Source organism: Streptomyces sp. NPDC093111 (assembly GCF_040683955.1).
In the GTDB taxonomy this organism is placed as follows: Bacteria; Actinomycetota; Actinomycetes; order Streptomycetales; family Streptomycetaceae; genus Streptomyces.
The window spans coordinates 1-25351 of sequence record NZ_JBFBNW010000019.1; the positions used below are offsets into that span (position 1 = coordinate 1).

Consider the following 25351-nt stretch of genomic DNA (forward strand, 5'->3'; position numbering starts at 1 on the left):
TCTTCCGCTCCGCCGGTGCCCCGGGGGGGGGGGGGGGTGTCCGGACTGCGACCTTCACTTCGCTGCGCTCGTTACGGGCGCCACCACGTCCGGACACCCCCTACCCCCGCTCCGGCACCGGCGCCCTCCCCGCCGTCTAGAGCTCCAGGCCGTGGCCGTACGGGAAGACCGGGTCCTCCGTGTCGTTCGGGACGTCGGGGCGGGAGGCCGCCACGGCCGCCATGGAGCGCGGCAGCTCGAAGGGGAGGCGGCCCTCCGGCTTCGCCCGGCCGAAGGCCACGTCCAGCAGGGCCTCGTCGCTCGCCCCGTAGTCGGCGATCAGGGCCGCCGCGTGCTCCGCGATCTCCGGGAGGACGGCCGGGCGCTCCAGGTTGACGCACACCACCGTGGGGGTCGTCTTGAGGAGGGCGAGGATGCCGGCCAGCTCGGCGTCGGGGAAGGCCAGCGAGCCCGAGTGGAAGAACGACTCGAACTTGTTCGGGCGGTCCTCGAACGGGGTGCGCAGGCGGAGGATCGCCAGGTCCGCCTCCGCCGGGGTCGCCACCGTCTCGCCGTACGCCGCCGCCGCGGCGGGGTCGACGCCCTCCACGTACAGCTTCGGCCGGCCCGCGAGGGGCAGCGGGCCGTCGGTGAGGACCGTGAGGGAGCGGCGCTGCGCCGCCGCGCCCAGGGCCGTGAAGTCGGCGCGGCCGACGGTCTCCTCGGCCTCGTCGGGGTCGACGTACCGGCGCTCGTCGAAGAGGCCGAGGGTGAACTTCTCGTGCAGCAGGCGCCGTACGGAGGCGTCGACGCGGGACTCGGCGACGCGGCCCGAGGCCACCAGCTCGACGATGACCTCCGGGCACTCCTCGCCGCCGAACTGGTCCGCGCCCGCGTCCAGGGCCTTCGCCGCCCGCTCGGCCACGCTCAGGTGCTCCACGCCCCAGGCGCGTGCCTCGTGGTGCTCGCCGAAGATCTCGCTGTCGTTGAGCAGGCCCCAGTCGGTGCAGACGATGCCGGTGAAGCCGAGCTCGTCGCGCAGGAGGCCCTGGATGACGCCCCGGTTGAAGCCGAAGCCGACCTCCTCCCAGTCGGTGCCGACGGGCTGGCCGTAGTACGGCATCATCTGCGAGCAGCCGGCGGCGATGGCGGCCTTGAACGGCTCCAGGTGGTGGTCGCGCAGCCCGCCGGGGTAGATCTGCTCCTTGCCGTGCGGGAAGTGCGGGTCCTCGCCGTCCTTCTGCGGGCCGCCGCCCGGGAAGTGCTTGACCATCGCGGCGACGGAGTCCCGGCCGAGCTCCTCGCCCTGGAGGCCGAGGACGTAGGCGCGGACGAGTTCGCCGGTGAGGGCGGCGTCGGAGCCGAAGGTGCCGGACTGGCGGGACCAGCGGGGCTCGGTGGCCAGGTCGATCTGCGGGTGCAGCGCGGTGCGGAAGCCGACCGACAGGTACTCGCGGCGCACCGTGTCGGCGAAGCGGAAGACCAGTTCGGGGTCGCGGATCGCGGCGAGGCCGAGCGCCTCGGGCCAGGCGGAGAAGGCGCCGGAGTTGAAGGAGGCGCCGATGTTGTCGGTGAACGCGTGCCGGGGGTCCGTGGAGAGCGACACCGGGATGCCGAGCCGGGTGCCGGCGGCCATCTCCTGGATCGCGTTGTGCCACAGCGCCATCTCGCGGGCGCCGTAGCTGCCGAGCAGGTTGAAGTGGGTGAGCCCGCGGCCCTCGATGAGCTCCGGGGTCGTGCACTCCAGCATCGAGCCGTCCGTCTCGGTCACCGGGGTGCCGTCCGGGTTCATCATCAGCATGGAGTGGAAGAGCTGGCCGGCCTTCTCCTCCAGGGTCATGCGGGCGAGGAGGTCCTCGACGCGCTCGGCGACCGGCCGGGAGGGGTCCTGGTAGGGGTGCATGTCCATACCTGCTCTTGCGTCGCTGATCGGACGGCCAGGCTAAACGCGAAAACCGAGTACCTACTAGGTTTGTGCGGTGTGGCGTGGGTCACAGGGTGAGGGGTGGGGTCGTCCCGCTTCGTTAGGGTGGCCGCATGGCGGAGAACGAGGGGCGGTCGGGGCGCAAGAGCGCAGGCCGGGGCAGCTACGCGGTCGGTGACGCGCGGCGGCTGAAGATCCTGGACACCGCCGTCGAGCACTTCGGGCGCTGGGGTTTCCACGCCTCCTCGCTCGCCCGGATCGCCGCCGACTGCGGCATCACCCAGGGCGGGCTCCTCCATCACTTCCGCGGCAAGGAGGACCTGCTCCTCTCCGTGCTCGCGCAGAGCGAGGAGCACGACGTGGAGCGGCTCTTCAGTGAGGAGCCGGAGTCCTACGCGGCGTACGTCGACACGCTCGTCGGCCTGATCGAGGACAACACCCGGCGGCCCGGCATCGTGCGCATGTTCAACGTCCTCGTCGGCGAGTCCGGCAACCTCGGACACCCCGCCCACGCGTACTTCAAGGAGCGGTACGCGCGCGTCCTCCGGCACACCGTCGAACTCCTGGAAGCCTGCGTCGAGCGCGGTGAACTGCGCGCCGGCATCGACTGCGAGGCCGTCGGCAGGGAGCAGCTCGCCGTCATGGACGGGCTCCAGATCCAGTGGGCGCTCGACCCCGGGGCCCTGGACATGCCGGGGCGGGTAAGGGACTTCCTGCGGCGCCAGTACGAGGAGATCAGGGCCGTGGACGCGGTCTAGCGTCCCGTCGGCGGGCCGCCGTCCGGGAGGGCCTTGAAGACGCGGTCCAGGGCGGGCGGGCGTGCGCCGTCGCCCGCGATCACCGTCCGGTGGGCGTACGTCAGGGAGTACTGGAAGCCGTCGGCGATCGGGCTGCCGGTCGGGCGGGCCGGGACCGCCGCGTACGCCGGGTCCTCCAGCGCGGACCGCAGCTCGGCGACCTCGGCCGGGGCCATCCGGCCGCTCTTCGGCGACTTGGCGCCGGTGACCGTGGTGTAGGTGCCGTCGTACTTCACGACCAGCCGGTTGTCGACGCCGGCGAAGCCGCCGGTGACCGCCACCTCGACCAGGACGTCCCGCGGGGCCGGCTGCCCGGTGTCCGCGGTGGGCGGCGCGGTCGCCGGGGTGGTGGCGGGGGCCGCCGGGGCCTGGCCGCAGCCCGTCACGGTGATCACCGCGGCCAGCAGGACCGCGGCACCGTACCTCTTCTCCATGGAGCCGAGCATGCCCGCTCGGCCCCCGCCGCGCAGCCGGAACGCCTCAAGCCGCGCGGACGATGCCGGTCAGCGGCCCCCGGTAGTACCAGTCGAGCGAGTCGTACAGCGCCATCCCGTCGGTGGTCGCCGCCAGGACGCCGGTCTCCGCGCCCGCCTGTGCGGCGGCGGCCTCCAGGGTGCGCATCACGTTGGCGCCGAGGCCCCGGCGGCGGTGGGCGGCGTCCGTCTCGATCTGGTCGGCGACGGCGGTCTCCCCGGTCGGCGCGATCTGCCCCCGCGCGGCGAGCGTGCCGTCCGGGGTGAGGATCCGGACCCGGATCACGCCGTCCTTGGTCTCCGTCGTCCGCGCGTAGCCGTCCGGGGGCGCGGGCCGGGCCGCCGGGTCCAGCTTCTTGGTCATCATGAAGCCCGGGTCGTCCGGGATGGTCCAGTCGTCGGTGATCCACCGCGCCACCTCCTCGGGCGCCGCCATCACCTTGAGCCACGCGTACGGCTCGGTGATCCCGGCGCACAGCGTGCCCACGCACGTCGCGTCCGGGTGCGGCAGCACGTGCCGGAAGGGGTGCTCGGGCAGTCCGACGTGGATCCGGTAGCCCCAGGGTTCGACGACGGCGGGCTCGGTGCCGCGGGAGACGGTCCAACCGGAGACCCAGGCGGAGGTAATAGATGCAGTGTCCATGGGGGTATTACAGCTGCTGTTCGCGGGGCGTGTGAGGGTGATCGCTCAGAGCGAACAGTCGGAGGGGAACATTCCTCGGCTCACGTGCATTGAGTCCACATAGCTCAACTTGACTGCCGAAGGGGAGATCATGGCTTCTGAGTCCATGGAGACCGCGCCGCTCACTCTGCCTGTGCTGCCGCTCGACGACGAGGTCGTGCTGCCCGGAATGGTGGTGCCGCTGGACCTGTCCGACAACGACGTCCGCGCCGCCGTCGAGGCCGCCCAGGCCGCCGCCCGCGGCGGGACGGGCAAGCCGCGCGTGCTGCTCGTGCCCCGGGTGGACGGCACCTACGCCGCGACCGGCGTGCTCGGCACCGTCGAGCAGGTCGGGCGGCTCTCCGACGGCGACCCCGGCGCGCTCGTCCGCGGACGCGGCCGGGTCCGCATCGGCGCCGGTACGACCGGCCCCGGCGGGGCCCTGTGGGTCGAGGGCGCCGTCGTCGAGGAGCCCCTGCCCGACCCGCTGCCCGGCTCCGTGACCGAACTGGTCAAGGAGTACAAGGCGCTGGCCACCACCTGGCTCAAGAAGCGCGGCGCCTGGCAGGTCGTCGACCGCGTCCAGCAGATCGACGGCGTCGGCGCCCTCGCCGACAACTCCGGCTACTCGCCCTTCCTCACCGTCGAACAGCGGGTCGCGCTCCTGGAGACCGCCGACCCGGTCGCCCGCCTCAAGCTGGCCACCGCCCAGCTCCGCGAGCACCTGGCCGAGCAGGACGTCGCCGAGACCATCGCCAAGGACGTCCAGGAGGGCGTCGACAAGCAGCAGCGCGAGTTCCTGCTGCGCCGCCAGCTCGAAGCCGTCCGCAAGGAACTCCGCGAGCTCAACGGCGATTCCACCAAGGACGGGGCCGAGGAGTCCGACGACTACCGGGCCCGCGTGGAGGCCGCCGACCTCCCGGAGAAGGTCCGCGAGGCCGCCCTCAAGGAGGTCGAGAAGCTGGAGCGGTCGAGCGACCAGTCGCCCGAGGGCTCCTGGATCAGGACCTGGCTCGACACGGTCCTCGAACTGCCGTGGAACGAGCGGACGGAGGACGCGTACGACATCCGGGGCGCCAAGGCCGTGCTCGACGCCGAGCACGCCGGCCTGGAGGACGTGAAGGAGCGGATCACCGAGTACCTGGCGGTCCGCAAGCGGCGCGCCGAGCGGGGCCTCGGGGTCGTCGGCGGGCGCCGCGGCGGCGCCGTGCTCGCGCTCGTCGGCCCGCCCGGCGTCGGCAAGACCTCGCTGGGCGAGTCCGTCGCGCACGCGATGGGCCGTGAGTTCGTCCGGGTCGCCCTCGGCGGCGTCCGCGACGAGGCCGAGATCCGCGGCCACCGGCGCACGTACGTGGGCGCGCTGCCCGGCCGGATCGTCCGCGCCATCAAGGAGGCCGGGTCCATGAACCCGGTGGTGCTGCTCGACGAGATCGACAAGGTCGGCTCCGACTACCGGGGCGACCCGGCGGCGGCCCTCCTGGAGGTCCTCGACCCCGCGCAGAACCACACCTTCCGGGACCACTACCTGGAGGTCGAGCTCGACCTGTCCGACGTGGTGTTCCTCGCCACCGCCAACGTGCTCGAAGCCATCCCCGAGGCGCTGCTCGACCGCATGGAGCTCGTCCGGCTCGACGGCTACACCGAGGACGAGAAGGTCGTCATCGCCCGCGACCACCTGCTGCCCCGGCAGCTGGAGAAGGCGGGTCTGGAGCCCGGCGAGGTCGTCCTGGAGGAGGCGGCGCTGCGCAGGCTGGCCGGCGAGTACACCCGCGAGGCGGGCGTCCGCACCCTGGAGCGGTCCCTCGCCCGACTGCTGCGCAAGGTGGCCGCCCAGCACGAACTGGGCGACCGGGAGCTGCCGTTCACCATCGGCCCGCACGAGCTGCGCGGCCTCATCGGGCGCCCGCACCACGTGCCGGAGTCGGCGCAGGACCCGGCCGAGCGCCGCACCTCGGTGCCCGGCGTCGCCACCGGTCTCGCCGTGACCGGGGCGGGCGGCGACGTGCTCTTCGTCGAGGCCTCGCTGGCCGACCCGGAGACGGGCGCGGCGGGGCTCACCCTCACCGGACAGCTGGGCGACGTGATGAAGGAGTCCGCGCAGATCGCGCTCTCCTTCCTCCGCTCGCACGGCGCGGAACTGGAACTGCCCGTCACCGGCCTCAAGGACCGCGGCGTGCACATCCACTTCCCGGCGGGCGCGGTCCCGAAGGACGGGCCGAGCGCGGGCATCACGATGACCACCGCCCTCGCCTCGCTCCTGTCGGGCCGGCTGGTCCGCACGGACGTCGCGATGACCGGCGAGGTGTCCCTGACCGGCCGGGTGCTCCCGATCGGCGGCCTGAAGCAGAAGCTGCTCGCCGCCCACCGGGCGGGCATCACGACGGTCGTGATCCCCAAGCGGAACGAGGCCGACCTGGACGACGTCCCGGCCGAGATCCTGGAGAAGCTGGAGGTCCACCCGGTGACGGATGTCCGGCAGGTCCTGGAGATCGCCCTCGCCCCGGCCCAGGTCGCGGTGGGCGCGGCGGCCTGACGGCCGCGTCTCCCGGTGTACGGCGGTGGGGCGCCCTTCCAAGTGGAGGGCGCCCCACCGCCGTTGTCAGTGCCGGCTGCGATGCTGCGGGGTATGGACGAGAAGGCCTTCTGGGCGCTGATGGGGGAGCTGCGGCACCGGCCGGGGTCGCGGGACGAACGGCTGGACTGGCTGCGGGGGGAGCTGGCGCGGGGGCCGGCGGAGGAGTGCGTGGCGTTCCAGGTGGAGCTGGGGGCCGCCTGTCACCGGGCCTACCGGGCCGATCTGTGGTCGGCGGCCCAGCGGATCCTGAGCGGCTGGTGCACCGACGACGGGTTCCACTACTTCCGGCTGTGGCTGGTGACCTTGGGGCGCGAGGTCTTCGAGGAGGCCCTGGCGTCCCCCGACAGCCTGGCGGTCGTGCCCGAGGTGCTGCGGCTCGCGGGGCGGGGCCCCGCCTCCTGGAGCGAGGAGGAGGAGTGGCCCGAGTGGGAGCTGCTGGACTACGTGGCGGCGGACGCCTACGAGGAGCTGACGGGGGTGGCCGACGAGGGGGACGCCTTCTACGACGCGCTCGACGCGGCCGAGGGCGACGACGCCCCGGACCCCGAGGCGCCGCCGCGCGAGGAGCCCCTGGACGAGGACGCGATACCCGAGCTGGCCGCGCTCTTCCCGGCCCGGGCCGATCTGGGGTAGGTCCCGCCCGGCGGACGGCCGGGCGGGACCTGGTGGCCTCGGCTCAGGACTCGTTCCGGCGCCGGGCCAGCAGGATGCTGCCCGCACCGAAGGCGGCCAGCGCGCCGGCGCCCGCGAGGGCGAGCGGGAGCGGGGAGGCGGGGGTCTCGGCGGTCTCGGCGGAGAGGGCGGGGGGCTGCTCGTCGCCGCCGTGGCCCTTGTGGCTGACGGTGGAGAGCTGGGCGCCCGCGGCGAGTTCGGCCTCGGTCGGGGCCTCGGCCTTCAGGGCCGTGGTGGCGGCGGCGGAGCCGAAGGTGACGTCCGAGCAGCTGTAGAAGGCCTCGGGGCTGTCGTTGCGCTGCCACACCATGTAGACGATGTGGCGGCCGGAGCGCGCCGGGAGGGTGCCGTTGAAGGCGTAGTAGCCGTCGGTGGCCGTGCGGGTGGTGTTGTAGACGGCGACCGGCGCGGTGTCGAGGTCGGACCACTTCAGGGGCTGGGTGGGGTCGAAGCCCTGCTTGGTGATGTACATCGTCATCGTGCCGGAGTGCGCCGCCGTGGCGCGGATCTTGAAGCCGAAGGCGCCGGAGGCGACGGCGGTGGCCGGCCAGTCGGTGCGGGCCCAGTCCAGGGCGCGGTACTTCGCGCGGTTGGCCGAGCAGAGCTTGCCGTCCGGGATCAGCGTCTTGTGCTGCCCGTCGGCGTTGGCGATGTTGACCTCGTTCCAGTCGTAGAGCGGCTGGGTGCCGGAGTCGGCGACGAGGTCCTTGCACACCTGCGACTTGGGCGTCTCCGGGCCTTCCGCGTAACAGGCGGCGACCCTGCTGACGGGGTTGAACACGGCGCCGTGCGCGCTCGCGGCGGACGGTGTGAGGGGGACGAGCACGGCGGCGGTGAGCGCGGTCGCGGCGGCGGCGCGGCGGGAGCGGGAGGTCGTGATGCGGGGCATGGCGGAGCTCTCTCTCGTGCGTGGGGGAGTACGGGACGAGCAACGTGCGCACGGTGCGGGCGAGTTGCGGCTCGTCCGCGGCCCACCGAGGGTCGCATTGGTCCATACCAATGGGCAAGGGGTGTGCCCGAGAAAGCCGGGAAGCGGGGAGGCGAGGGGAAGCGGGTGGACCGGGAGGCGGGGGCACGCGAAAGCGGCGGGCCTCCCGGGTGCGCCGCCGCACACCCGGGAGGCCCGCCGCCCCGCGCCGTCAGCCGTTCGCGAGCGCCTGCACCCGCGAGTAGTCCCCGTTGAAGTGGTTGTGGTCGCCGACCGTGGGGCCGGACGACGTGTACTGCCACATCGTGTAGTAGCCCCAGCCGGCCGGCAGGGTGCCGACGTCGGAGGCGTACCGCGCGACCCACAGCGGGTTGGCCGAGGCGAAGCCGCCGTAGTTGCCGGTGCACTGGGTCCACCAGCTCGTCGCCGTGTAGATCACCGCGTCCCGGCCGGTGCGGTACTTGTACCGGTCGAGGAAGTCCCTGATCCAGGCCACCATCCCGGCCTGGGTCTTGCCGTAGCAGGTCGCCCCGTACGGGTTCCACTCGATGTCCAGCGCGCCCGGCAGCGTCCGGCCGTCCTTGGACCAGCCGCCGCCGTTGTTCACGAAGTAGTCGGCCTGGGCCGCGCCCGTCGTCGTGTCGGGGGTCGCGAAGTGGTACGTCCCGCGGATCATGCCCACGTTGTACGAGCCGTTGTACTGCTGCGTGAAGGAGGTGTTCTTGTAGTACGTGCCCTCCGTCGCCTTGACGTAGGCCCACCTCACCCCGCTGTTCCACAGGGTTCCCCAGTCCACGTTGCCGTTGTGGCTGGACACGTCCACGCCCTCGGTCTGGGCGGCCTGGATCGAGAGGCCAGCGGGCTTGGCGCCCTGGCCGTCGTGCGCGGCCACGCCCATGCCCATGAAGGCGGAGCCGCGGGCGGGCACCTGTCGGGCGCCCGGGTCCTGGGCCGCGGCGGCGGGGCCGGCGAGGGTGAGGGGGAGGAGGAGGGTCAGGGCCGCGAGGGCGGCGCCCGCGAGGGACGTCCCGGATCTGTGCACACGCATTGCGTGCCTCCGAAAGGCTCGGTGGGGGGAGCGGGGTCGACGAGTCCTGGTGTGGACATGTCAGCGAAGACGCTTGGATGAGACGCTACGCACGTAGACCCGCCCGGCGGAAGAGGGCCCGACCGCTGCCGTTGGTCTACGCCTGCGAAATACTGGGGGAGCTGCGGCGATGGCCGCGGACGGAAGAAACTTTCAGCGAGCGGAAAGCGCGTGAGGGGTGCTGACGTGCACGGAAGCGGTACGGGGAGTGAATCCGTGTCCAAGGGCGGGAGCGGCGTGGACCAGGAGTTCCTCGCCCTGGAGCGCGAACTGGCGGTCTTCCTGCGCCGCGCCCGGGCCCAGTCCGGCGAGATGGCCCGCGAGGTGCACCCCGAACTGGAGCCCGCCGCCTACGGCCTGTTCGTACGGCTCGACGACGCCGGACCCCAGCGCGCCACCGACCTGGCCGGCTACTTCGGCGTCGGCAAGGCCACGATGAGCCGCCAGCTGCGCGCCCTCGAACAGCTCGGCCTGGTCGCCCGCGACCCCGACCCCGCCGACGGCCGCGCCTCGCTGGTCCGCCTGACGGAGGAGGGCCAGGGCCGCTTCCGCAGCGTCCGGGACGCCCGCCGCGAGCGGTACGTGCGCAAGCTGGCCGACTGGGACCGCTCCGAGGTCGCCGAACTGGCCCGGCTGCTGCACCACTTCAACGTGCGCTCGGAGGGCTGACCCCCGGCGCGGTCCCACCGCGCCGGAACGGACGCGGCCGACGGCGGGACCTGGAGCTCCGCGCGCACGGCCGTCGGAACTCCGCGCGCACGGCCGACGGCGGGCCCCGGAGCCCCGTGCGTACGGCCGTCGGAGTTCCGCGGATACGGTCGTCAGCGCTCCGCGCATACGGCCGTCAGAGCTCTACGTACACGGCCGTCGCGTCGTCGTGCAGCTTCCAGCGGTGGACCCCGCCGGCCTCGGCGTCGGCGGCCTCCAGGGCCCGCACCCGCCGCAGCAGGCCCTGCGCCCCCTCCCGGTCCAGCACCCCGAAGCAGTCCGCCCAGTCGCCCTCGCCGAACAGCTCCACCCAGCGGGTCGCCCCGTCCGTCAGCGCCGCCAGGGCCCGGACCTCGGCGCGCGGCGTCGTGCCGGTCACCGCCCGCGCGGCCACCGAGGGATCGGCCGCCGCCGTGAAGAAGCCGCCCTCCCGGTTGCGCAGCCGGTCCGTCGCCTCCAGCGAGCGCAGCACCTCCTTCGGGACGCGGTCCAGCCGGTCGTCGAGCACCGCCCGTACCGCGCCGTCCGGGGAGCGGAGGAGCAGCGCCGCGTCCGACAGGACGAGGTGCTCCACCGTCGTCCCGTCCCAGCGCGCCATGGCCACCGTCGCCTGCGGAGTACGCACGTGAGAAAGGTCACAGGTGCTCCAGTGAGCGTCCGCGGTGCGCCGGATTGCGGAGCCGAGGATCTCCGCCAGCGTCAGATCGCGGCGCGAAGCGGACAGTTCCGTCAAAGCGCCGCCCAGCCGCGCGGTGAACCAGGGCACCGTGTGCACACAACCGGCGTCGCCCTCCGGCGGCGTCACCCCGTCGAGGACCACGACCGTGCCGCCCGCGCCCGAGGCGGGCAGGGCTGCGGCGGCCCAGTCCTCGTTGGGCCGTTCGGGACTGCCGGGGAGGGTGACCGCTTCGGTGCGCATGATCCCCAGTCTGCCCCCGGCGGGCCCGCCCTGCATCACTCCTTCACAGTGCCTCCAGACGCCCGGATCTGGCCTGTACCAAAGGGGCCTGGCGGGGCCGGAATCCCGGAACGGCAAGGTCCGGGAAGCTGCGGGCGGGCATCCTGCCAAAGGCCGCGCGGAAGATCCAACCGGGGGTAAGTCCGGCGCCCCGGAGCCCACCGGGAGGAGTTGTTCGCCAACTCATGCATGTTGTTCACTCGTTCGGGTGGCGGAGCGGCCGATGCGAGTCCCTTGACCAGAACCGCTGAAATGGTCGGAAGACACACCAGGGGTGGGGGCTCTCGACATGTGACCGGTCGTCACCTCTGCTTCATGGGCGGACGATCAAGAATGCGAGCACCGGTGCAGAAGAAGCGGCCTCGGAGCAACAACGGCGCGCGGAGCCAGACCCCCGGTGACCCGCAGCACCCCGGCCTGCCCGCGCACGGCACCGACAGCGCCCCCCAGGCCCCCGCGGGCCGCCCCAAGCGGGTCCGCGGCCGTCTCGTCGCCGGTGTCGCCCTGGTCGGCGTCACCGTGCTCGCCGCCGGCGCCCCCGCGATCCTCACCGCCTCCGGCGACCTCGACGACTCCGTCAGCCTGGTCGCCCTCGCCGAGCTCGACCGGCAGGCCGTCACCCTCGCCCACTCCCTCTCCGACGAGCGCGACGAGGTCGTCGCGTACATCGCGGCCGGACGGGACGAGCAGACCGGCGACGCCAAGCGGCAGGTCACCAGCGCCCGGTCCGCCCGGGTCGACCGCCAGATCGACGAGATCCGCCCGGCAGCCCCCGACGAGCTGCGCCGCGACCTCTCCGGCGTGCCGTCGATCCGCCGCACCGCCCTCACCGGCAAGGGCTCCGCCCTCGACGCGCACCGCGCCTACACCGAGGTCATCGGCAAGCTGCAGGCCCTCGCCGACCGGCTCGCCGAAGGCACCCCGGCGCGCGCCGCCGAGTCCGTCCGGGCCCCCGCCGCCCTCGGCCGGGCCACCGAGCAGGCCTCCGCCGAGCGCGGCCTGCTGCTCGCCGCGCTCGCCGTCCCCCGGCCCGAGCCCACCGGCGGCACCCACTACGACCCCGCCACCGGCACCTACGTCGCCGACGAGGCGGAGGGCTCCGCCGAGGCCGACCGGCTCCGGACCGCGCTGACCTCGGCCGCCCAGCAGGCCCGGGTCCGCGAGCTCGCCGCCCTCGGCGACTTCGACCAGGCCGCCGCCACCCCCGCGCGCGACTCCCTCGCCGCCACCGTCACCGGCCCCGACGTCAAGAACGCCGAGCGCTACCTGGCCCGCCTCACCGACCGGCCCGAGCTCTCCGAGTCCGAGCTCAACACCGACCCGGCCAAGCTGGACGCCGCGCTCTCCGCCCGCATCGAGCAGATGCGCGGCGTCGAGTCCGCCCTCGCCACCGAGCGCGCCGAACGCCTCACCGCCCTCCGCGACGACGACGTCACCGCCCTCGAAGTGCGCATCGCCTTCCTCGGCGGCTGCCTGCTCGTCGCCGTCGGCATCTCCACCTACGTGGCCCGCACCCTCACCCGGCCGCTCGCCGTGCTGCGCATCGGCGCCGCCCGGCTCGCCACCGCCGCCGAGCCGCACACCGAGGAACCGATCCGTTTCACCGGCCGCAACGACGAGTTCGCCCAGGTCGTACGGTCCCTCAACACCCTCCAGGGCAAGCTGGCCGCGCTCGCCGCCCGCGCCGAGCGCCTCGACGCCGAGCACGCCGACCTCACCGGCGCCCGCGAGGCCCTCACCGCGGAGCTCGCCGCCCAGCGCGCCGAACTCCAGGGCCACAGCGCACGGCTCACCGCCGAGCTCGAGGGCCTCAAGCAGACCGTCCAGCACACCTTCGTCAACCTCTCGCTGCGCAGCCTCGGGCTCGTCGACCGCCAGCTCGGCGTCATCGAGAAGCTGGAGGAGCGCGAGCAGGACCCGGACCGCCTCGCCACGCTCTTCAAGCTGGACCACATGGCGACCGTCATGCGCCGGCACAGCGAGAACCTCCTCGTCCTCGCCGGCCACGAGCACCACCACGGGCACCCCGGCCCGGTGCCGCTCGTCGACGTGCTGCGGGCCGCGGTCAGCGAGATCGAGCGGTACGAGCGGGTCAGCATCCAGGCGCTGCCGCCGCACGCGCAGGTCGCCGGGTTCGCCGCGGACGACCTCAGCCACCTGGTCGCCGAGCTCCTGGAGAACGCCACCTCCTTCTCGCCGCCCGACTCCCAGGTCCAGCTCTCCGGCTGGCTCCTGGAGTCCGGCGAGGTCATGCTCTCGGTCCAGGACGCCGGCATCGGCATCACCCCCGACCGGCTCGCCGAGCTCAACGCCCGGCTCGCCGACCCGGCCCTCGCCGGCACCGAGGGCGAGGGGCTGGGCATCCGGGTCGCCGCGCTGCTCGCCGCGCGCCACGGCGTACGGGTCGAGCTGCGCGAGCAGAAGCCGGGCGGCGTCGCCGCCGTCGTGGTCCTGCCGCTTCCGCTGCTCCCCGCCGGCCCGCCGGACCTCGTCCCGTCGCCCGTCCCGGTCCCGGTCGCGGCCGACGCGCCCGTCGTGACGCTCCCCGGCTCGGTCGCCGAGGCCAACTCCAACGCCCTGCCCTCCCGCCACCGCGACCCCTTGGTGGAGGCCGCGGAACGCGCCATCGCCGCCGCGGAGGCGGAGACCCGCGCCGCGACGGAGGCGCGCGAGCAGGAGCAGGCACAGGAGCAGGCACCCGCGCCCGCGCCCGCGTACGAGCCGGAGCCTCAGCCCGAGCCCCAGCCCGCGCCCACGTACGAGCCGGAGCCCCAGCCCGAGCCCCAGCCCGCGCCCGCGTACGAGCCGGAGCCCGAGCCCCAGCCCGTACCCGCGTACGAGCCGGAGCCGGCGGCGGCGTACGAGCCCGCCCCCGGACCCGCGTACGAGCCCGAGCCCGCCGCCGTGCCCGTCGCCCAGGACGAGTTCCCCGCCGGGACCCCGGTGGAGTCCGTCTCCGAGACCACCCTCCAGGTCCGGCTCCCCGACCCCCCGCCGGAGCCCGACGCGCACGAGCGGAGCGTCGAGGAGGCGGAGATCCCCGCGGACGAGGCCGGGCCGCGGCCCGGGCGCTGGGAGCGGGTCACGGACAAGGGGCTGCCCAAGCGGACGCCGCGGATCGTGCGGCAGGCCGGCGGCACCACCCCGCCGATACGCTCCCGCGGCGTCGACGCGGAGGCCCTGCGCCGCCGGCTCGGCGGCTTCCAGCGGGGCGCCGAGCACGGCCGCCGCGACGTGGCCGCCGAGATCGATGCCGGGCACACAGCACGTACCGAGGAGAACACGGGGGACACAGTCGAGGAGGCACGCAGTTGACTGCGACCGGAACATTCGGGCTGAGCAGTGAGGCCCGCAATCTGCAATGGCTGTTGGGCAACCTCGTCGAGGAGGTGCCGGGGGTCCGCTCCGTCGCCGTCGTCTCCTCCGACGGGCTGCTCCTGCTCTCGTCCGACCCGGAGGTCCAGAACGCGGCGGCCGAGGCCGACCGGTCCGAGGGGCCGCGGGGCTCCACCGCCGACCTGGCCACCATCGTCTCCGGCATCGGCAGCCTCACCATCGGCGCCGCCCGGCTGATGGACGGCGGCGGCGTGAAGCAGACCATGGTCGCGATGGAGGAGGGCAGCGTCTTCGTCATGTCGATCAGCGACGGCTCGCTGCTCGGCGTGCACGCCACGCCCGACTGCGACATGAGCGTCATCGCGTACCACATGGCGCTCTTCGTCGGCCGCGCCGGCCACGTGCTCACCCCCGAACTCCGCAGCGAACTGGCCAAGTCGATGGAGAGCTACCAGTGACGTCGGTCCCGTCGGGGTTCTCGGCCCACCACCCGCACCGGCTGCCGATACGCGGCGAGGGGCGGCGCCCGGCCCGCGTCCGCCCGTACTCGCTCACCGGCGGGCGCACCCGCTTCGGCCACATCCTCCTCGTCGAGACCTTCGTCGCCGCGCTGGAGGCCGCCCCCGAGCGGAAGGTCCTGACCGGAGGGGGGCTCGCCGCGCGCGGGCTCATGCCGGAGATGCGGGCCATCGTCGAGGTCTGCCGCCGCATGCGTACCGTGGCGGAGATATCGGCGCTCCTGAAGATGCCGTTGGGAGTCGTCCGGGTGCTGCTCAGCGACCTGGCCGACCAGGGAAAGATCCGCGTGTACGGGACGGGGCACGGCACCGACCGGCCCGACCGCGCGCTCCTCGAAAGGGTGCTGAGTGGACTCCGCCGTCTCTGAACCGCCGACCGCCGTCGTCGGCATCCCCGCCCAGCCCACCGGCCCCGTCGAACCGGAACCCGAAGAGGGCGCCCAGGACTGGCAGTTGGACCACACCCGTGCCCCGATCGCGACCAAGGTCGTCGTCGCGGGCGGCTTCGGTGTCGGCAAGACCACCTTCGTCCGCGCGGTCTCCGAGATCACCCCGCTGCAGACCGAGGCCCTGATGACCCGGGCGAGCGAGGACCACGACGACCTCACCGCCACCCCGGACAAGCTCACCACCACGGTGGCGATGGACTTCGGGCGGATCACCCTCGACGACGACCTGGTGCTGTACGTCTTCGGCACGCCGGGGCAGCAGCGCTTCTGGTTCATGTGGGACGACCTGGTGCGCGGCGCGATCGGCGCGATCGTCATGGCCGACACGCGGCGGCTGACCGACTGCTTCCCCGCGCTCGACTACTTCGAGAGCTGCGGCCTGCCGTACATCGTGGCCGTCAACCACTTCGAGGGCACCGAGTCGTTCGAGACCGACGACGTGCGCGAGGCGCTGACCGTACCGGCGCACGTTCCGGTCGTGATCATGGACGCGCGCAAGCGGTACAGCGTCGTCGAGACCCTGCTCGCGATGGTCGCCCACGCGCTCGAAGCCTCCCCCGAATAGCCCCCGAGTCCCCCTCAAGGTCGGTCGCACATGCGGAAGATACTCATAGTCGGCGCCGGTCAGTCCGGTCTCCAGCTCGCCCTCGGCCTCCAGTCGAAGGGCTACGAAGTCACCCTGATGTCCAACCGCACGGCGGACGAGATCCGGTCCGGCCGGGTCATGTCCACCCAGTGCATGTTCGACACCGCCCTCCAGCACGAACGCGACCTCGGCCTCGGCTTCTGGGAGTCCCAGGCCCCGCGGATCGAGGGCCTCGGCGTCTCCGTGGGTATGCCCGACGCCGGCCGGGTCATCGACTGGGTCGGCAGGCTCCGCGGCCACGCCCAGTCCGTCGACCAGCGCGTGAAGATGGCCGGCTGGATGGAGACCTTCGCCCAGCGCGGCGGCCAGCTCGTCATCCACGGCGCGGCCGTCGGCGACCTGGACTACTTCGCCCGCAGCTACGACCTGGTGCTGGTCGCGGCCGGCAAGGGCGAGCTGGTCTCCATGTTCGGCCGGGACGCCGCCCGTTCCCCGTACGACGAGCCGCAGCGCGCCCTCGCCGTCAGCTACGTCCACGGGCTCGGCCCGCGGCCCGAGCACCCCGACTTCGACGCGGTGCGGTGCAACGTGGTGCCGGGCGTCGGCGAGCTGTTCGTCATGCCGACCCTCACCACCTCCGGCCGCGCCGACATCCTCTTCTGGGAGGGCGTCCCCGGCGGCCCGGTCGACGCCTTCAAGGGCGTCAAGGACCCCTCCGAGCACCTGGCGCTCACGCTGGAGCTCATGGAGAAGTTCACGCCCTGGGAGCACGCACGCGCCACCAAGGTCGAACTGACCGACGCCGGCGCCACCCTGGCCGGCCGCTACGCCCCGACCGTCCGCCACCCCGTCGGGCAGCTCCCGGGCGGCGGCCTGGTCCTCGGCGTCGCCGACGTCGTCGTCGCCAACGACCCGATCACCGGGCAGGGCTCCAACTCGGCCGCCAAGTGCGCCGCCGCCTACCTGGCCGCGATCGTCGAGCACGGCGACCGGGAGTTCGACGAGAGCTGGATGCGGGCGACGTTCGAGCGCTACTGGCAGACCGCCCGGCACGTCACCAAGTGGACCAACGCGATGCTCGCGCCGCCGCCGGAGCACGTCCTGAACCTGCTCGGCGCCGCCGGCGACCTCCAGCCCGTCGCCGACCGCTTCGCGAACGGCTTCGACGACCCGGCCGACTTCGAGGACTTCTTCTTCGACCCCGAGAAGACCGCCGCCTACCTGGCCTCGGTCACCGGCGCCTGATCCGCCGGGCCCCCCACCGCCGGGGCCCCGTCCCCGCCGTACCCCTCGTCCGCGCCGTCCGTGGCTCCCGCCGGGAGCTCGGGCGGCGCGTACGTCGTCAGGGCCGGGGCGTCGGGGTCGGGGCGCACGGCGCCCAGGAGGGGGTTCGCGGCGAGCGGGGAGACCTTGATCCGGGCGCCGGGGCGCGGGGCGTGGACCACCAGGCCGTCGCCGAGGTACATCGCGACGTGGGTGGCCTCCGGGAAGTAGACGACCAGGTCGCCGGGGCGCAGCCGGGACAGCGGGACGCGCGGCAGCGTCCGCCACTGCTCCTGGCTGGTACGGGGCAGCTCGCGGCCCGCGCCCGCCCAGGCCCGCTGGGTCAGCCCCGAGCAGTCGTACGTGTCGGGGCCCTCGGCGCCCCACTCGTACGGCTTGCCGATCTGCGCCACCGCGAACCGCAGCGCCTCGGCGCCCGCCCGGGAGGGGGCGCGGGGGCCGTCCAGGACGCCGGAGCCGAGGAGTTCGGCCTGGGCGCCGGCGGTCTGGGCGCGTTCCAGGTCGCCGAGCCCGGCGAGCTGCTCGGGGGAGAGGGCGGCGAGCAGCCCCTCCACGTCCCGGAGCCGGGTCTGCACCTCGTCGCGGTGGGCGCGCTGCCGGGCGGCGAGCGCGGTGCGCCGGTCCAGCGCCTCGCGGGAGGCGGTCGCGAGGTCGGCGGCCCGCCGCTCGGCCGCCTGGAGCCGGCTCACGGCCCCGGCGCGGTCGCGGGCGGCGCGGGCGAACAGGTGGTTCTGGTCCAGGGCGTGCTGGGGGTCGCGGGCGAGCAGCAGCCGCAGGTACGGGGAGAGTTCGGAACGCCCCTGGTACTGCTCCCGCGCGAGGCGCCCGGCCTCGTTCCGGCCGCGTTCCAGCTCGGCCCGCGCGGCGGCGAGCCGCACGGTGACCCGCCGGGTGTCGGAGGTCTGGCGCTTGAGCGTCTCCTCGCCGGCGTTGTAGGTCTCGGTGGCCCGCTCGGTCTCCCGGTAGAGGCTCCGCAGCCGCCCGAGGAGCGAGGCGAGGGAATCCGGCGGGCCGGCCGCGGGCGGCGGGGGCGGCGCCGTTCCGTCTCCTGGGCCGGCTTCCGTGCTCCCCGGCCCCTGCCCCGTTTCCGTCCCCGTCCCGGTCCCTGGCCCCGGCGGCTCGGCGGCCGTCGCCGGGTGGCCGGTCGTGCCGGGCACCCCGGTCAGGGCCGTCACCCCCGTCAGGGCGGCCAGGATCCCCGTGCAGACCGTGCGCAGCAGCCGTACCGACACGTCACCACCTCCATCGGGATGATGGCGCGGTGGTTAGTGTGATGAGCGGACCGGCGTGGCGGTGGGTGCGGGGCTCACTCGTTCGGCGCAGCCGGATTCCGGGGCTTCGACCACGGCCAGCGGATCTCGCGGCGCTCCCGGCCCTCCGGCGCGTACACGTAGACCCAGCCCTGCTGGAGCCCGAGCCGCTTGCCGTACCCGGCCGGCTCGCGGTGGTAGGCGTACACGGCGGCGGGGCGGCCCTCGTGGGCCGGGACCGGGACCTCGTACCACTTCGGGGGGTGGCCGGTCGGGCCGAGCAGGACGGGCAGCGTCCGGCCGTCGAGGGGGCCGCCGCGGAAGGGGGTGTTCTCGCTTCTCACCCCACCAGTGTCCCCTCCGCCGGGCTCAGAGCAGGTGCGCGGCCTCGCCGACCACCGGGATGACGTTCCTGGCCAGGGTGCCGACCGGCCCCGCCGCGGTCTCCTGGGAGAGCAGCCGGGCCACCACCCGGCCGGTCTCCGGGTCGCTCGCGGCGGTCGCGGCGAGGAGCGCGAGCAGATGGTCCACCAGCCAGCCCCGCAGCTCCCCGGCCGGCGGCTGCTTCCCCTCGTCGACCCAGATCAGGGAGGCCGCCTCGACGGCCGCGATCCAGGTCCGCACCATCATCCCGAGCCGCGGTCCGGGCCGGTCGGCGCCCAGGTGGAAGAGGATCTGCTCGGCCGCCGCCCGCCGGACCTCGTCGACGATGGCCGAGGTCCGGGAGGTCTCGGCGACGCTGCCGCCGCGCAGCAGCGCGGCGAACCCGGCGTCGTGCCCGTCCACGAAGGCCAGGTACCGGTCCAGGACCCGCGCGAGCCGCTCGGTCGGCGGCCCCTCCGCCGGCTCGGCGAAGCAGTGCTCCAGGGCGTCGGCCGAGGAGCGCAGCGCCGACTCGTACAACTGCTGCTTGCCGCCGGGGAAGTAGCGGTAGACGAGGGGCCGCGAGACGCCCGCGGCCTCGGCGACGTCGTCGAGGGAGACCTCCTCGGGGGCCCGGTGCGCGAAGAGCGTCTGGGCGGCGTCGAGCAGCTGGCGCTTCCGCTCCTCGACGCTGAGCCGGCGGTACGCGGGCGAGGCGGGACTCGTCATGCCCGCAGCGTAACGCCGTACGGGGCCGCGCCGGGCGGCTCCGTACGGATCGGGGCAGCTCAGAGGGGCGTTCAGGCCAGCAGCCCGGAGGACTTCCAGAGCCGGCGGCCCGCGCCGCGCAGCACGCCGATGTCGTCCAGGAAGTCGGTCAGCCGCTTCGCCCCGGACTGCATGACCTCGCGCCGGTGGCCGCTCGCCTTCACCTGGGCGACGGCCTCGCGGCGGTCCAGGCCGACGTTCTCGTACACCTGCGGGTTCACGAAGCAGGTGGAGAAGACCCGGGCGGCCTCGCCGCAGCTGAGCCGGGTGAACTCCTGCTCCCAGCGCGGGGCCGTCGCCATCTGCCGGCGCAGCTCCTCCCGCGCGTACCGGACGTGCCGGGCCTCCTCGACCACGTGGATGCGGGTGACCCCGCGGACCAGCGTCTGGACCCGCTCGTCGGGGAAGGTGAGCCGCTGCATCCAGTCCAGGATCTCCTCGCCGAGGAGGGTGGCGGCGAAGGAGCCGGGGGTGGTGGAGACGGTCTTCAGGACCCGGCCGAGGTGGTGGTAGACCCGCGGCACCGGGTACTCGGGGGAGCCGCCGCGGGTGATCAGCCGGGCGAACATCATCGAGTGCCGGCACTCGTCGGCGATCTCGGTCAGCGCGTACCGGACGTGGTTGCTGGTCAGCGACTTGTCGTAGATGTGGCGCACGAGCAGCTGCATGAGGATGATCTCGAACCAGATCCCGAGCGAGGCCAGCGAGGCGGCCTCGTGCCGGGAGAGGTCGATCCGCTGCTCCTCGGACATCCGCCGCCACAGCGGGGTGTCGTAGAGGGAGACCAGCTCGGGCGGCCAGAACCACTTGCCGTCCTCGAAGGGGGCCTCCCAGTCGAGTTCGGTCTCGGGGTCGAAGGAGTGCTTGAGGGAGGACTCCAGGAGCCGTTCGGCGACCTGCTCGCGGTCGCGCAGCGGGCCGAGGGCGTCACGGAGGAGGGTGAAGTCGGGCTCGATGAGACTGGCCATGCAAGCTATAAGACTCCTCGTCAGTAACGTCGTCAATCCCTCACGCACGACTTGTTGACCCTGCGTCTACCAACGTGTGAGCCTGCTGGGAACCGTAGGAAGGAGCCGTCAGTGTCGACGCACGACCTCTACGCGCGGGCCCCCGAGGAGCCTGTCTGGCAGGTGCCCGCGACCGGCGCAGCCCGGTTCAGCTGGGATTACGACGACGGGCGCGAGCGCCTCCTGGCCCTCTACCAGAAGGGCAAGGACAAGCAGTGGGACGGCGCCACGCGGATCGACTGGGACCTGGAGGTCGACCCGTACGACCCGCTGGGCACCCCCGACGAGGCCCTGGCCCTCCATGGCAGCCGGCACTGGGCCAAGCTCACCGACAAGGACAAGGGCGAGCTGCGCCGGCACTACACCTCCTGGCAGTTCAGCCAGTTCCTGCACGGTGAGCAGGGCGCCATGATCTGCGCGGCCCGGATCGTCGAGTCGGTGCCCGACCTGGACGCCAAGTTCTACTCGGCCACCCAGACCATGGACGAGGCCCGGCACGCCGAGATCTACGGGCGCTTCCTGCACGAGAAGATCGGGATGCTCTACCCGATCAACGACAACCTCCAGAGCCTGCTCGGCGACACCCTGCGCGACTCCCGCTGGGACATGCCCTACCTCGGCATGCAGGTCCTCATAGAGGGCCTCGCGCTCGCCGCCTTCGGCATGATCCGGGACACCACCGACAAGCCGCTGCCCAAGCAGATCCTCGCGTACGTGATGCAGGACGAGGCCCGTCACGTCGCCTTCGGGCGGATGGCGCTGCGCGACTACTACCGGCAGCTCTCCGACGCCGAACGGCGCGAGCGCGAGGAGTTCGTCATCGAGGGCTGCTACCTCATGCGCGACCGGCTGCGCGGGGTCGAGGTCCTGGAGAACTTCGGCATCCCGAAGCAGGAGGCCGAGGAGCTCAGCGAGCAGAGCGAGTTCCTGCACCTCTTCCGCAAACTGCTGTTCAGCCGGATCGTGCCCTGCGTGAAGGACATCGGCCTGTGGGGCGAGCGCCTCCAGAAGGCCTACCTCGACATGGGCGTCTTCGACCTCGGCGACTCCAACCTCGACCTCCTGATGACCCAGGACGAGGAGATCGCCGAGGCCCTGGACCGCGAACGGTTCGCGGCCGAGGAGCGGGCGCGGGTCGAGGAGGTCGGGACGGCGATCGCGGAGGGCGCGGCCTCCGCCTAGCTCGCGGGGGAAGGGGTGAGCCCCCGGGAACGGGCCGAGCCCCCGGCGCCTTCGCGGGCGCCGGGGGCTCGGTGTCGTGCGGACGGCCTGGGATCAGCCGAAGGCCTTGACGGTCCGCCAGTCGACCGCCAGGACCGTCTTGACCGGTCCGTTCGTGTTGGTGGTGGACGGGTTGTACAGCTTGATGTTGCCGGTGTCGCCGAAGCGGGCCCAGATGTCCGGGATCCCGTCCTTGTTGACGTCGGGGATGCCGATCGCCGAGCTCACGGCGACCTCGGTCCAGCCGGTGCCGAAGGCGACGTCGCCGTTGAGCGAGTTCGCCGCCACCTTGATCGACTCCAGGTCGACGCTGCCGGTGACCGGACCGGGCTTGCCGTGACGGGCGTACATGTTGCCGTTGTCCAGGTTCCGCCAGAGCAGGTCGGGCGTGCCGTCCTTGTTCATGTCCGCGATGTTGACGATGTCGCGGCGGGCCCAGGCGGTGCCCTCCATGAGCGTGGCCGTCTGGAAGGAGGCGCCGCTGTAACCGGACAGGATCCAGAACGCGGTACCCGCGCGCAGCGCGATGTCCGGGTGCTTGTCGCCGGTGACGTCGCCGATCGCCTTCATCTGCGTCCAGGTGCTCGGCGCGGGGGCGTTGGACGGCAGCCGGACCTTGATCCGCTTGTCCACGTTGAAGGTGCCGTAGCCGTCGCCCGGGTAGAGCCAGAACTGCTTGTCCGGGGTGACCGCGAACAGGTCGGTCGTACCGTCGCCGGGGTAGGCGTCGTTGTAGTGCGCGATCAGGGACGGCGTGCCCGCGGCGTCGATCCAGTGGTTCGGCGGATCGGTCTTCTTGCCGGCCGTCACGTAGGACGCGGCCAGGCAGCTGTAGAGCTCACCGCCGGTGCCCGCGACAGCGGGGTCGGCGGGAGCGCCGACGCAGTTCTTCAGCTTGCCGTCCGCGTAGAGGACGAGCAGGTCCGGGATGCCGTCACCGCCGGTGTCCATCGGACCGTCGGCCGTGTCGCGCGGGGGCAGGTAGAAGGAGTAGTCGCCGCGCAGGCTCTGGTTGCCGTTGGCGTCGTACGCGAACACGTTGATCTGGATCGGACCGGCGTGCGGCGGGGCGACGCCCGTCAGCGTGACCTTGCCGTTGACCGGCTTCGGGGTGTCCTGGTAGCCCTGGCCCTCGAAGCCGTACGAGAAGCGCGTCGCACCGGGGGCGGTGAAGGTGAAGTCACCGGGCTTGCCGAAGTTCACCTTCGCCCAGGTCTTGCCGTCCGGGGTGGCCTCCTCGAACACCGTGCTGGTGATCTCCGGCTGCGGCGGCGCGGTCGGGTCGACCGTGAGCCGGCACGGGTAGGAGCCCTCCGGGAAGAACGACGAGCTGGAGCCCGTGGCGGGGTACGTCGAGTCCTCGGAGCGCACGTCCCAGAGGAACGTGGTGTTGGCCGTGATGTCCTTCAGGAGCGGATCCGTGGCCGGGATGATCACCTGCGCCCAGCCGTTGGAGTCCGGGGTCGCCAGCGGCCGGTCCTGCGCGGAGCCGCCGTCCTTCCAGAACCGGAAGCGCAGCTTGGACAGGTTCCCGTCGACGTCGGCGCCCTTGGCCTTCAGGGTGATGTTGGTACGGCCGATCAGCGCGCCGGTGCCCGAGCTGCCCGTCACGCACGCGCCGCCGGGGGCGGAGGTGCCGGAGGTCGGCTGGGTCGGCGGGCGGTTGAACTGACCGGTCAGGGTCGCACCGGTGGCGGCGAACTTGCGCCACGTCTGGGTGTCGGACTCGCTGGTCGCCCGCATGCCGAAGGTGATGTTCGACCAGCCCTTGTCGGCGGCCTCCTGGGCGGCGGAGGTGACGGTGAACGACTCGTACTCGTCCGGGCAGGAGCTCGACCAGCCGTGCGCGAAGGACTTCTTGTGCAGCACCTTCGCCCAGCTCGGCTGCGCGTTCCAGGTGGTGCCCGAGGAGATCCCGCCGGTCAGCCAGAACTCCATCTGCCGCTCGGTGCAGGACCAGGAGTGGTTGTTCTTGACCTTGAAGTAGGCCCAGTCGAACTTGGCGTACTTGTAGGAGGAGGAGAACCGCATCTGCCAGAAGGACCGGGCCAGACCGCCGGTGTCGCTCTCGTAGCCGACCCGGGCGTCGGAGGTGCCGGAGGAGAAGTTCGTACCGTTCCAGAAGCTGGAGCTCGCGTACTTCTTGTACGCCACGGTCCAGTTGAGGAAGCCCGTGTTGAGCGGCGGGTCGATGAAGACCGGGTACGTGGTGTCCGGCCGGCTCAGCAGCCCGGTCTCGGCCACCTTCAGACCGATGGTCAGATCGCCCGTGCCCTCGCCGTCGAGCGCCACCGGCAGCTGGGCCGACTTCGCGCCCGGCTCGATGCCGGTCAGACCCGACAGCTTGAGCACGTCCGCCGGGGTGGCGACGGCGGTGCGCGGCGCGGCGTCCGGCTTCTCGGAGTCACGTCCGGCGGAGTCCCAGGCGAACGGGGTCGGGATGGAGCCGATCTCCTCGCCCGCCTTGTCCAGGACCCGGATCACGTTCGCCGCGGTGTTCTGCCGGAAGACGGCGGTCTTCGAGCTCACCCCGAACGTCACCGTCGCCAGCGCCTCGTTCCGCGCGGCCTCGCGGTTCTTCACGATCAGGACCTGGCCGAAGCCCCCCTCCGCGCGGGCCACGAGCAGCAGGTCGACACCCGGGAAGACCTCGGGGTAGAGCGCACGCGGACCGTCGAGCACCGGCTCGGGAAGAGCGGTCGGCCAGGTGTACGTGACGGTGTGGTCGCCCATGTCGACCTCGGCGAGCGGGGTGCCGTTCGAGGTCCCCTCGGCCAGCGGGAGCCGGCTGAACGACCGGTCGGCGCGCCCGGCCTTGCCGCCGCCGGAGAACCGGAGCGGGACGACCGCGTTCGCCGGGCTGACGTTCAGCGACCCGGCGGCCTTGGTGCGGTGCAGCGTGGTGTCGATCGGCGCCCAGTTGCCCTCGGCGTTCTTCGCCCGCTGCGGCAGGGCGTCGATCTGGGTGAGCATCTTGCCGTTGGGCTGCGCCCAGATCAGCTGGGTCTCGGTGGTCGCCGTCTCGACGAGCACCTTCTTGCCCGTCCGCTTCGCCTCGGCCACCGCGGTGGCCTCGTCTCGCGGACCCACCGACGCGTTCCGCGCTTCGGTGGAGGTCTGGGAATTCGGGACGGTCGGGCCGTTCGGCTGCCACCAGGGCAGCAGCGCGGCGGTGAGTGCGGCCAGGACGAGGCCGAGAGTGAGGCTCAGCCGTGTGCGCGTGCGCACGAACGGGCTGAGAAGGCTGGGCGGCGCGGGCACGGCGGTCGACTCCCGTGTGAACCAGAGGATTTCGGACAGCACAGACAGCCCCGCGGTACAGACCACGGGGCGCAGGCGCGCACACGATCACACGACAACCAAGAAACGTCCATATCTTAGAGTTTTATGAAGATGTTATGAAGGCGTGTGCGAGAATCCGACGGATCGTCAAGATGGCTGCATCCCGCCCATTTGTCGGAACATTAGATTCCGGATGTCGCGAACTGTCCGCTCCATCGCAAAGATCCACAATGCGACGCTCTGTTTGCGAATGCACCGTGGCGAATCTCACCTCGCGCGATTCCGGACGTGATCCTCGATCTTGAATCCAGAGCCGTTCATGACAGAGAGTGCGCACGCACGCGCCTGATCCGGGCGCGTGCGTTTTGGTGTTTCCGCACCTCATCCGTTGTCTTGTTCGTCTGGGTGGGAGTCGACGCGTATGCGTGCTTCAGGTCCACTGTCATGGCTGGGGCGACGTCGCCTCACCATGACCGAGTCACAACGACGACGCCGTCGGCGAAGCCGCACGGCGATCGTCCTATT

At 72.8% G+C, this 25351-nt stretch carries 21 protein-coding genes; 10 read left to right on the top strand and 11 right to left on the bottom strand.

Features of this window, described 5'->3' with window-relative positions:
* Nucleotides 1-136: 136 nt before the first annotated feature.
* A complete protein-coding gene (locus tag AB0Q96_RS29500) occupies nt 137-1882 on the bottom strand; it encodes a glycoside hydrolase family 3 N-terminal domain-containing protein (RefSeq protein ID WP_365330922.1) in 1746 nt (581 codons plus the stop codon).
* 134 nt (nt 1883-2016) lie between these two features.
* Between AB0Q96_RS29500 and AB0Q96_RS29505 the strand changes: the two genes are divergently transcribed.
* Complete coding sequence (locus AB0Q96_RS29505) at nt 2017-2661, top strand: TetR/AcrR family transcriptional regulator (RefSeq protein ID WP_365330701.1); 645 nt, start codon at nt 2017-2019, stop codon at nt 2659-2661.
* Here the strand turns inward: AB0Q96_RS29505 and AB0Q96_RS29510 are convergent.
* Together AB0Q96_RS29510 and AB0Q96_RS29515 are read right to left on the bottom strand one after the other, a co-directional pair.
* Nucleotides 2658-3134 (bottom strand): hypothetical protein, encoded by a 477-nt coding sequence (locus AB0Q96_RS29510; RefSeq protein ID WP_365330703.1) that lies wholly within the window; start codon nt 3132-3134, stop codon nt 2658-2660. The genes AB0Q96_RS29505 and AB0Q96_RS29510 overlap by 4 nt on opposite strands.
* A 46-nt stretch (nt 3135-3180) precedes the next feature.
* On the bottom strand, nt 3181-3816 hold the full coding sequence (locus AB0Q96_RS29515; RefSeq protein WP_365330705.1) for a GNAT family N-acetyltransferase: 636 nt from the start codon (nt 3814-3816) through the stop codon (nt 3181-3183).
* Nucleotides 3817-3946: 130 nt separating this feature from the next.
* On the opposite strand from AB0Q96_RS29515, the gene lon reads away from it, so the two are divergent.
* Both lon and AB0Q96_RS29525 read left to right on the top strand, forming a co-directional pair.
* Nucleotides 3947-6367: an endopeptidase La gene (gene lon / locus AB0Q96_RS29520; protein WP_365330706.1), complete on the top strand. Its 2421-nt coding sequence runs from the start codon at nt 3947-3949 to the stop codon at nt 6365-6367.
* 93 nt (nt 6368-6460) lie between these two features.
* Complete coding sequence (locus AB0Q96_RS29525) at nt 6461-7042, top strand: DUF4240 domain-containing protein (RefSeq protein WP_365330708.1); 582 nt, start codon at nt 6461-6463, stop codon at nt 7040-7042.
* Between the two features lie 43 nt (nt 7043-7085).
* On the opposite strand, the gene AB0Q96_RS29530 is transcribed toward AB0Q96_RS29525, so the two are convergent.
* Together AB0Q96_RS29530 and AB0Q96_RS29535 are read right to left on the bottom strand one after the other, a co-directional pair.
* On the bottom strand, nt 7086-7970 hold the full coding sequence (locus AB0Q96_RS29530) for a lytic polysaccharide monooxygenase (RefSeq protein ID WP_365330710.1): 885 nt from the start codon (nt 7968-7970) through the stop codon (nt 7086-7088).
* Between the two features lie 250 nt (nt 7971-8220).
* Nucleotides 8221-9057, bottom strand: coding sequence for a lysozyme (locus tag AB0Q96_RS29535; protein ID WP_365330712.1), 837 nt, complete (start codon nt 9055-9057; stop codon nt 8221-8223).
* A gap of 255 nt (nt 9058-9312) precedes the next feature.
* Here AB0Q96_RS29535 and AB0Q96_RS29540 point away from each other — a divergent pair, with 255 nt between their 5' ends.
* Complete coding sequence (locus tag AB0Q96_RS29540; RefSeq protein WP_365330714.1) at nt 9313-9765, top strand: MarR family transcriptional regulator; 453 nt, start codon at nt 9313-9315, stop codon at nt 9763-9765.
* 175 nt (nt 9766-9940) lie between these two features.
* Here AB0Q96_RS29540 and AB0Q96_RS29545 read toward each other — a convergent pair whose 3' ends face one another.
* Nucleotides 9941-10723: a hypothetical protein gene (locus AB0Q96_RS29545; RefSeq protein WP_365330715.1), complete on the bottom strand. Its 783-nt coding sequence runs from the start codon at nt 10721-10723 to the stop codon at nt 9941-9943.
* A gap of 384 nt (nt 10724-11107) precedes the next feature.
* Between AB0Q96_RS29545 and AB0Q96_RS29550 the strand changes: the two genes are divergently transcribed.
* The 5 genes from AB0Q96_RS29550 to AB0Q96_RS29570 are packed head-to-tail and all read left to right on the top strand — an operon-like array spanning nt 11108 to nt 16896.
* Nucleotides 11108-14077, top strand: a complete 2970-nt coding sequence (locus AB0Q96_RS29550) for a nitrate- and nitrite sensing domain-containing protein (protein WP_365330717.1) — start codon at nt 11108-11110, stop codon at nt 14075-14077.
* Nucleotides 14074-14556: a roadblock/LC7 domain-containing protein gene (locus AB0Q96_RS29555; RefSeq protein ID WP_365330719.1), complete on the top strand. Its 483-nt coding sequence runs from the start codon at nt 14074-14076 to the stop codon at nt 14554-14556. The genes AB0Q96_RS29550 and AB0Q96_RS29555 overlap by 4 nt, the downstream gene beginning before the upstream one ends.
* Complete coding sequence (locus tag AB0Q96_RS29560) at nt 14553-14984, top strand: DUF742 domain-containing protein (RefSeq protein ID WP_329424121.1); 432 nt, start codon at nt 14553-14555, stop codon at nt 14982-14984. The genes AB0Q96_RS29555 and AB0Q96_RS29560 overlap by 4 nt, the downstream gene beginning before the upstream one ends.
* On the top strand, nt 14965-15630 hold the full coding sequence (locus AB0Q96_RS29565) for an ATP/GTP-binding protein (RefSeq protein WP_365330721.1): 666 nt from the start codon (nt 14965-14967) through the stop codon (nt 15628-15630). Before AB0Q96_RS29560 ends, AB0Q96_RS29565 begins: the two co-directional genes overlap by 20 nt.
* 30 nt (nt 15631-15660) lie before the next feature.
* Complete coding sequence (locus AB0Q96_RS29570; protein WP_365330723.1) at nt 15661-16896, top strand: styrene monooxygenase/indole monooxygenase family protein; 1236 nt, start codon at nt 15661-15663, stop codon at nt 16894-16896.
* Here AB0Q96_RS29570 and AB0Q96_RS29575 read toward each other — a convergent pair.
* The 4 genes from AB0Q96_RS29575 to AB0Q96_RS29590 form a co-directional block, all read right to left on the bottom strand.
* Nucleotides 16869-18167 carry an NlpC/P60 family protein gene (locus AB0Q96_RS29575; RefSeq protein WP_365330726.1) on the bottom strand — a complete coding sequence of 433 codons (1299 nt, stop codon included), beginning with the start codon at nt 18165-18167 and terminating at the stop codon, nt 16869-16871. The two genes, AB0Q96_RS29570 and AB0Q96_RS29575, sit on opposite strands and share 28 nt — an antisense overlap.
* Before the next feature lie 74 nt (nt 18168-18241).
* Nucleotides 18242-18529, bottom strand: coding sequence for a hypothetical protein (locus AB0Q96_RS29580; protein WP_365330728.1), 288 nt, complete (start codon nt 18527-18529; stop codon nt 18242-18244).
* A gap of 25 nt (nt 18530-18554) precedes the next feature.
* Nucleotides 18555-19277 carry a TetR/AcrR family transcriptional regulator gene (locus tag AB0Q96_RS29585; RefSeq protein ID WP_365330730.1) on the bottom strand — a complete coding sequence of 241 codons (723 nt, stop codon included), beginning with the start codon at nt 19275-19277 and terminating at the stop codon, nt 18555-18557.
* A gap of 71 nt (nt 19278-19348) precedes the next feature.
* Nucleotides 19349-20284, bottom strand: a complete 936-nt coding sequence (locus AB0Q96_RS29590) for a diiron oxygenase (protein WP_365330732.1) — start codon at nt 20282-20284, stop codon at nt 19349-19351.
* 111 nt (nt 20285-20395) lie between these two features.
* On the opposite strand from AB0Q96_RS29590, the gene AB0Q96_RS29595 reads away from it, so the two are divergent.
* On the top strand, nt 20396-21505 hold the full coding sequence (locus AB0Q96_RS29595) for a ferritin-like domain-containing protein (RefSeq protein WP_365330733.1): 1110 nt from the start codon (nt 20396-20398) through the stop codon (nt 21503-21505).
* Nucleotides 21506-21598: 93 nt separating this feature from the next.
* On the opposite strand, the gene AB0Q96_RS29600 is transcribed toward AB0Q96_RS29595, so the two are convergent.
* Entirely contained in the window at nt 21599-24772 is a 3174-nt protein-coding gene (locus AB0Q96_RS29600) for a DNRLRE domain-containing protein (protein ID WP_365330735.1), read from the bottom strand.
* Nucleotides 24773-25351: the final 579 nt, after the last annotated feature.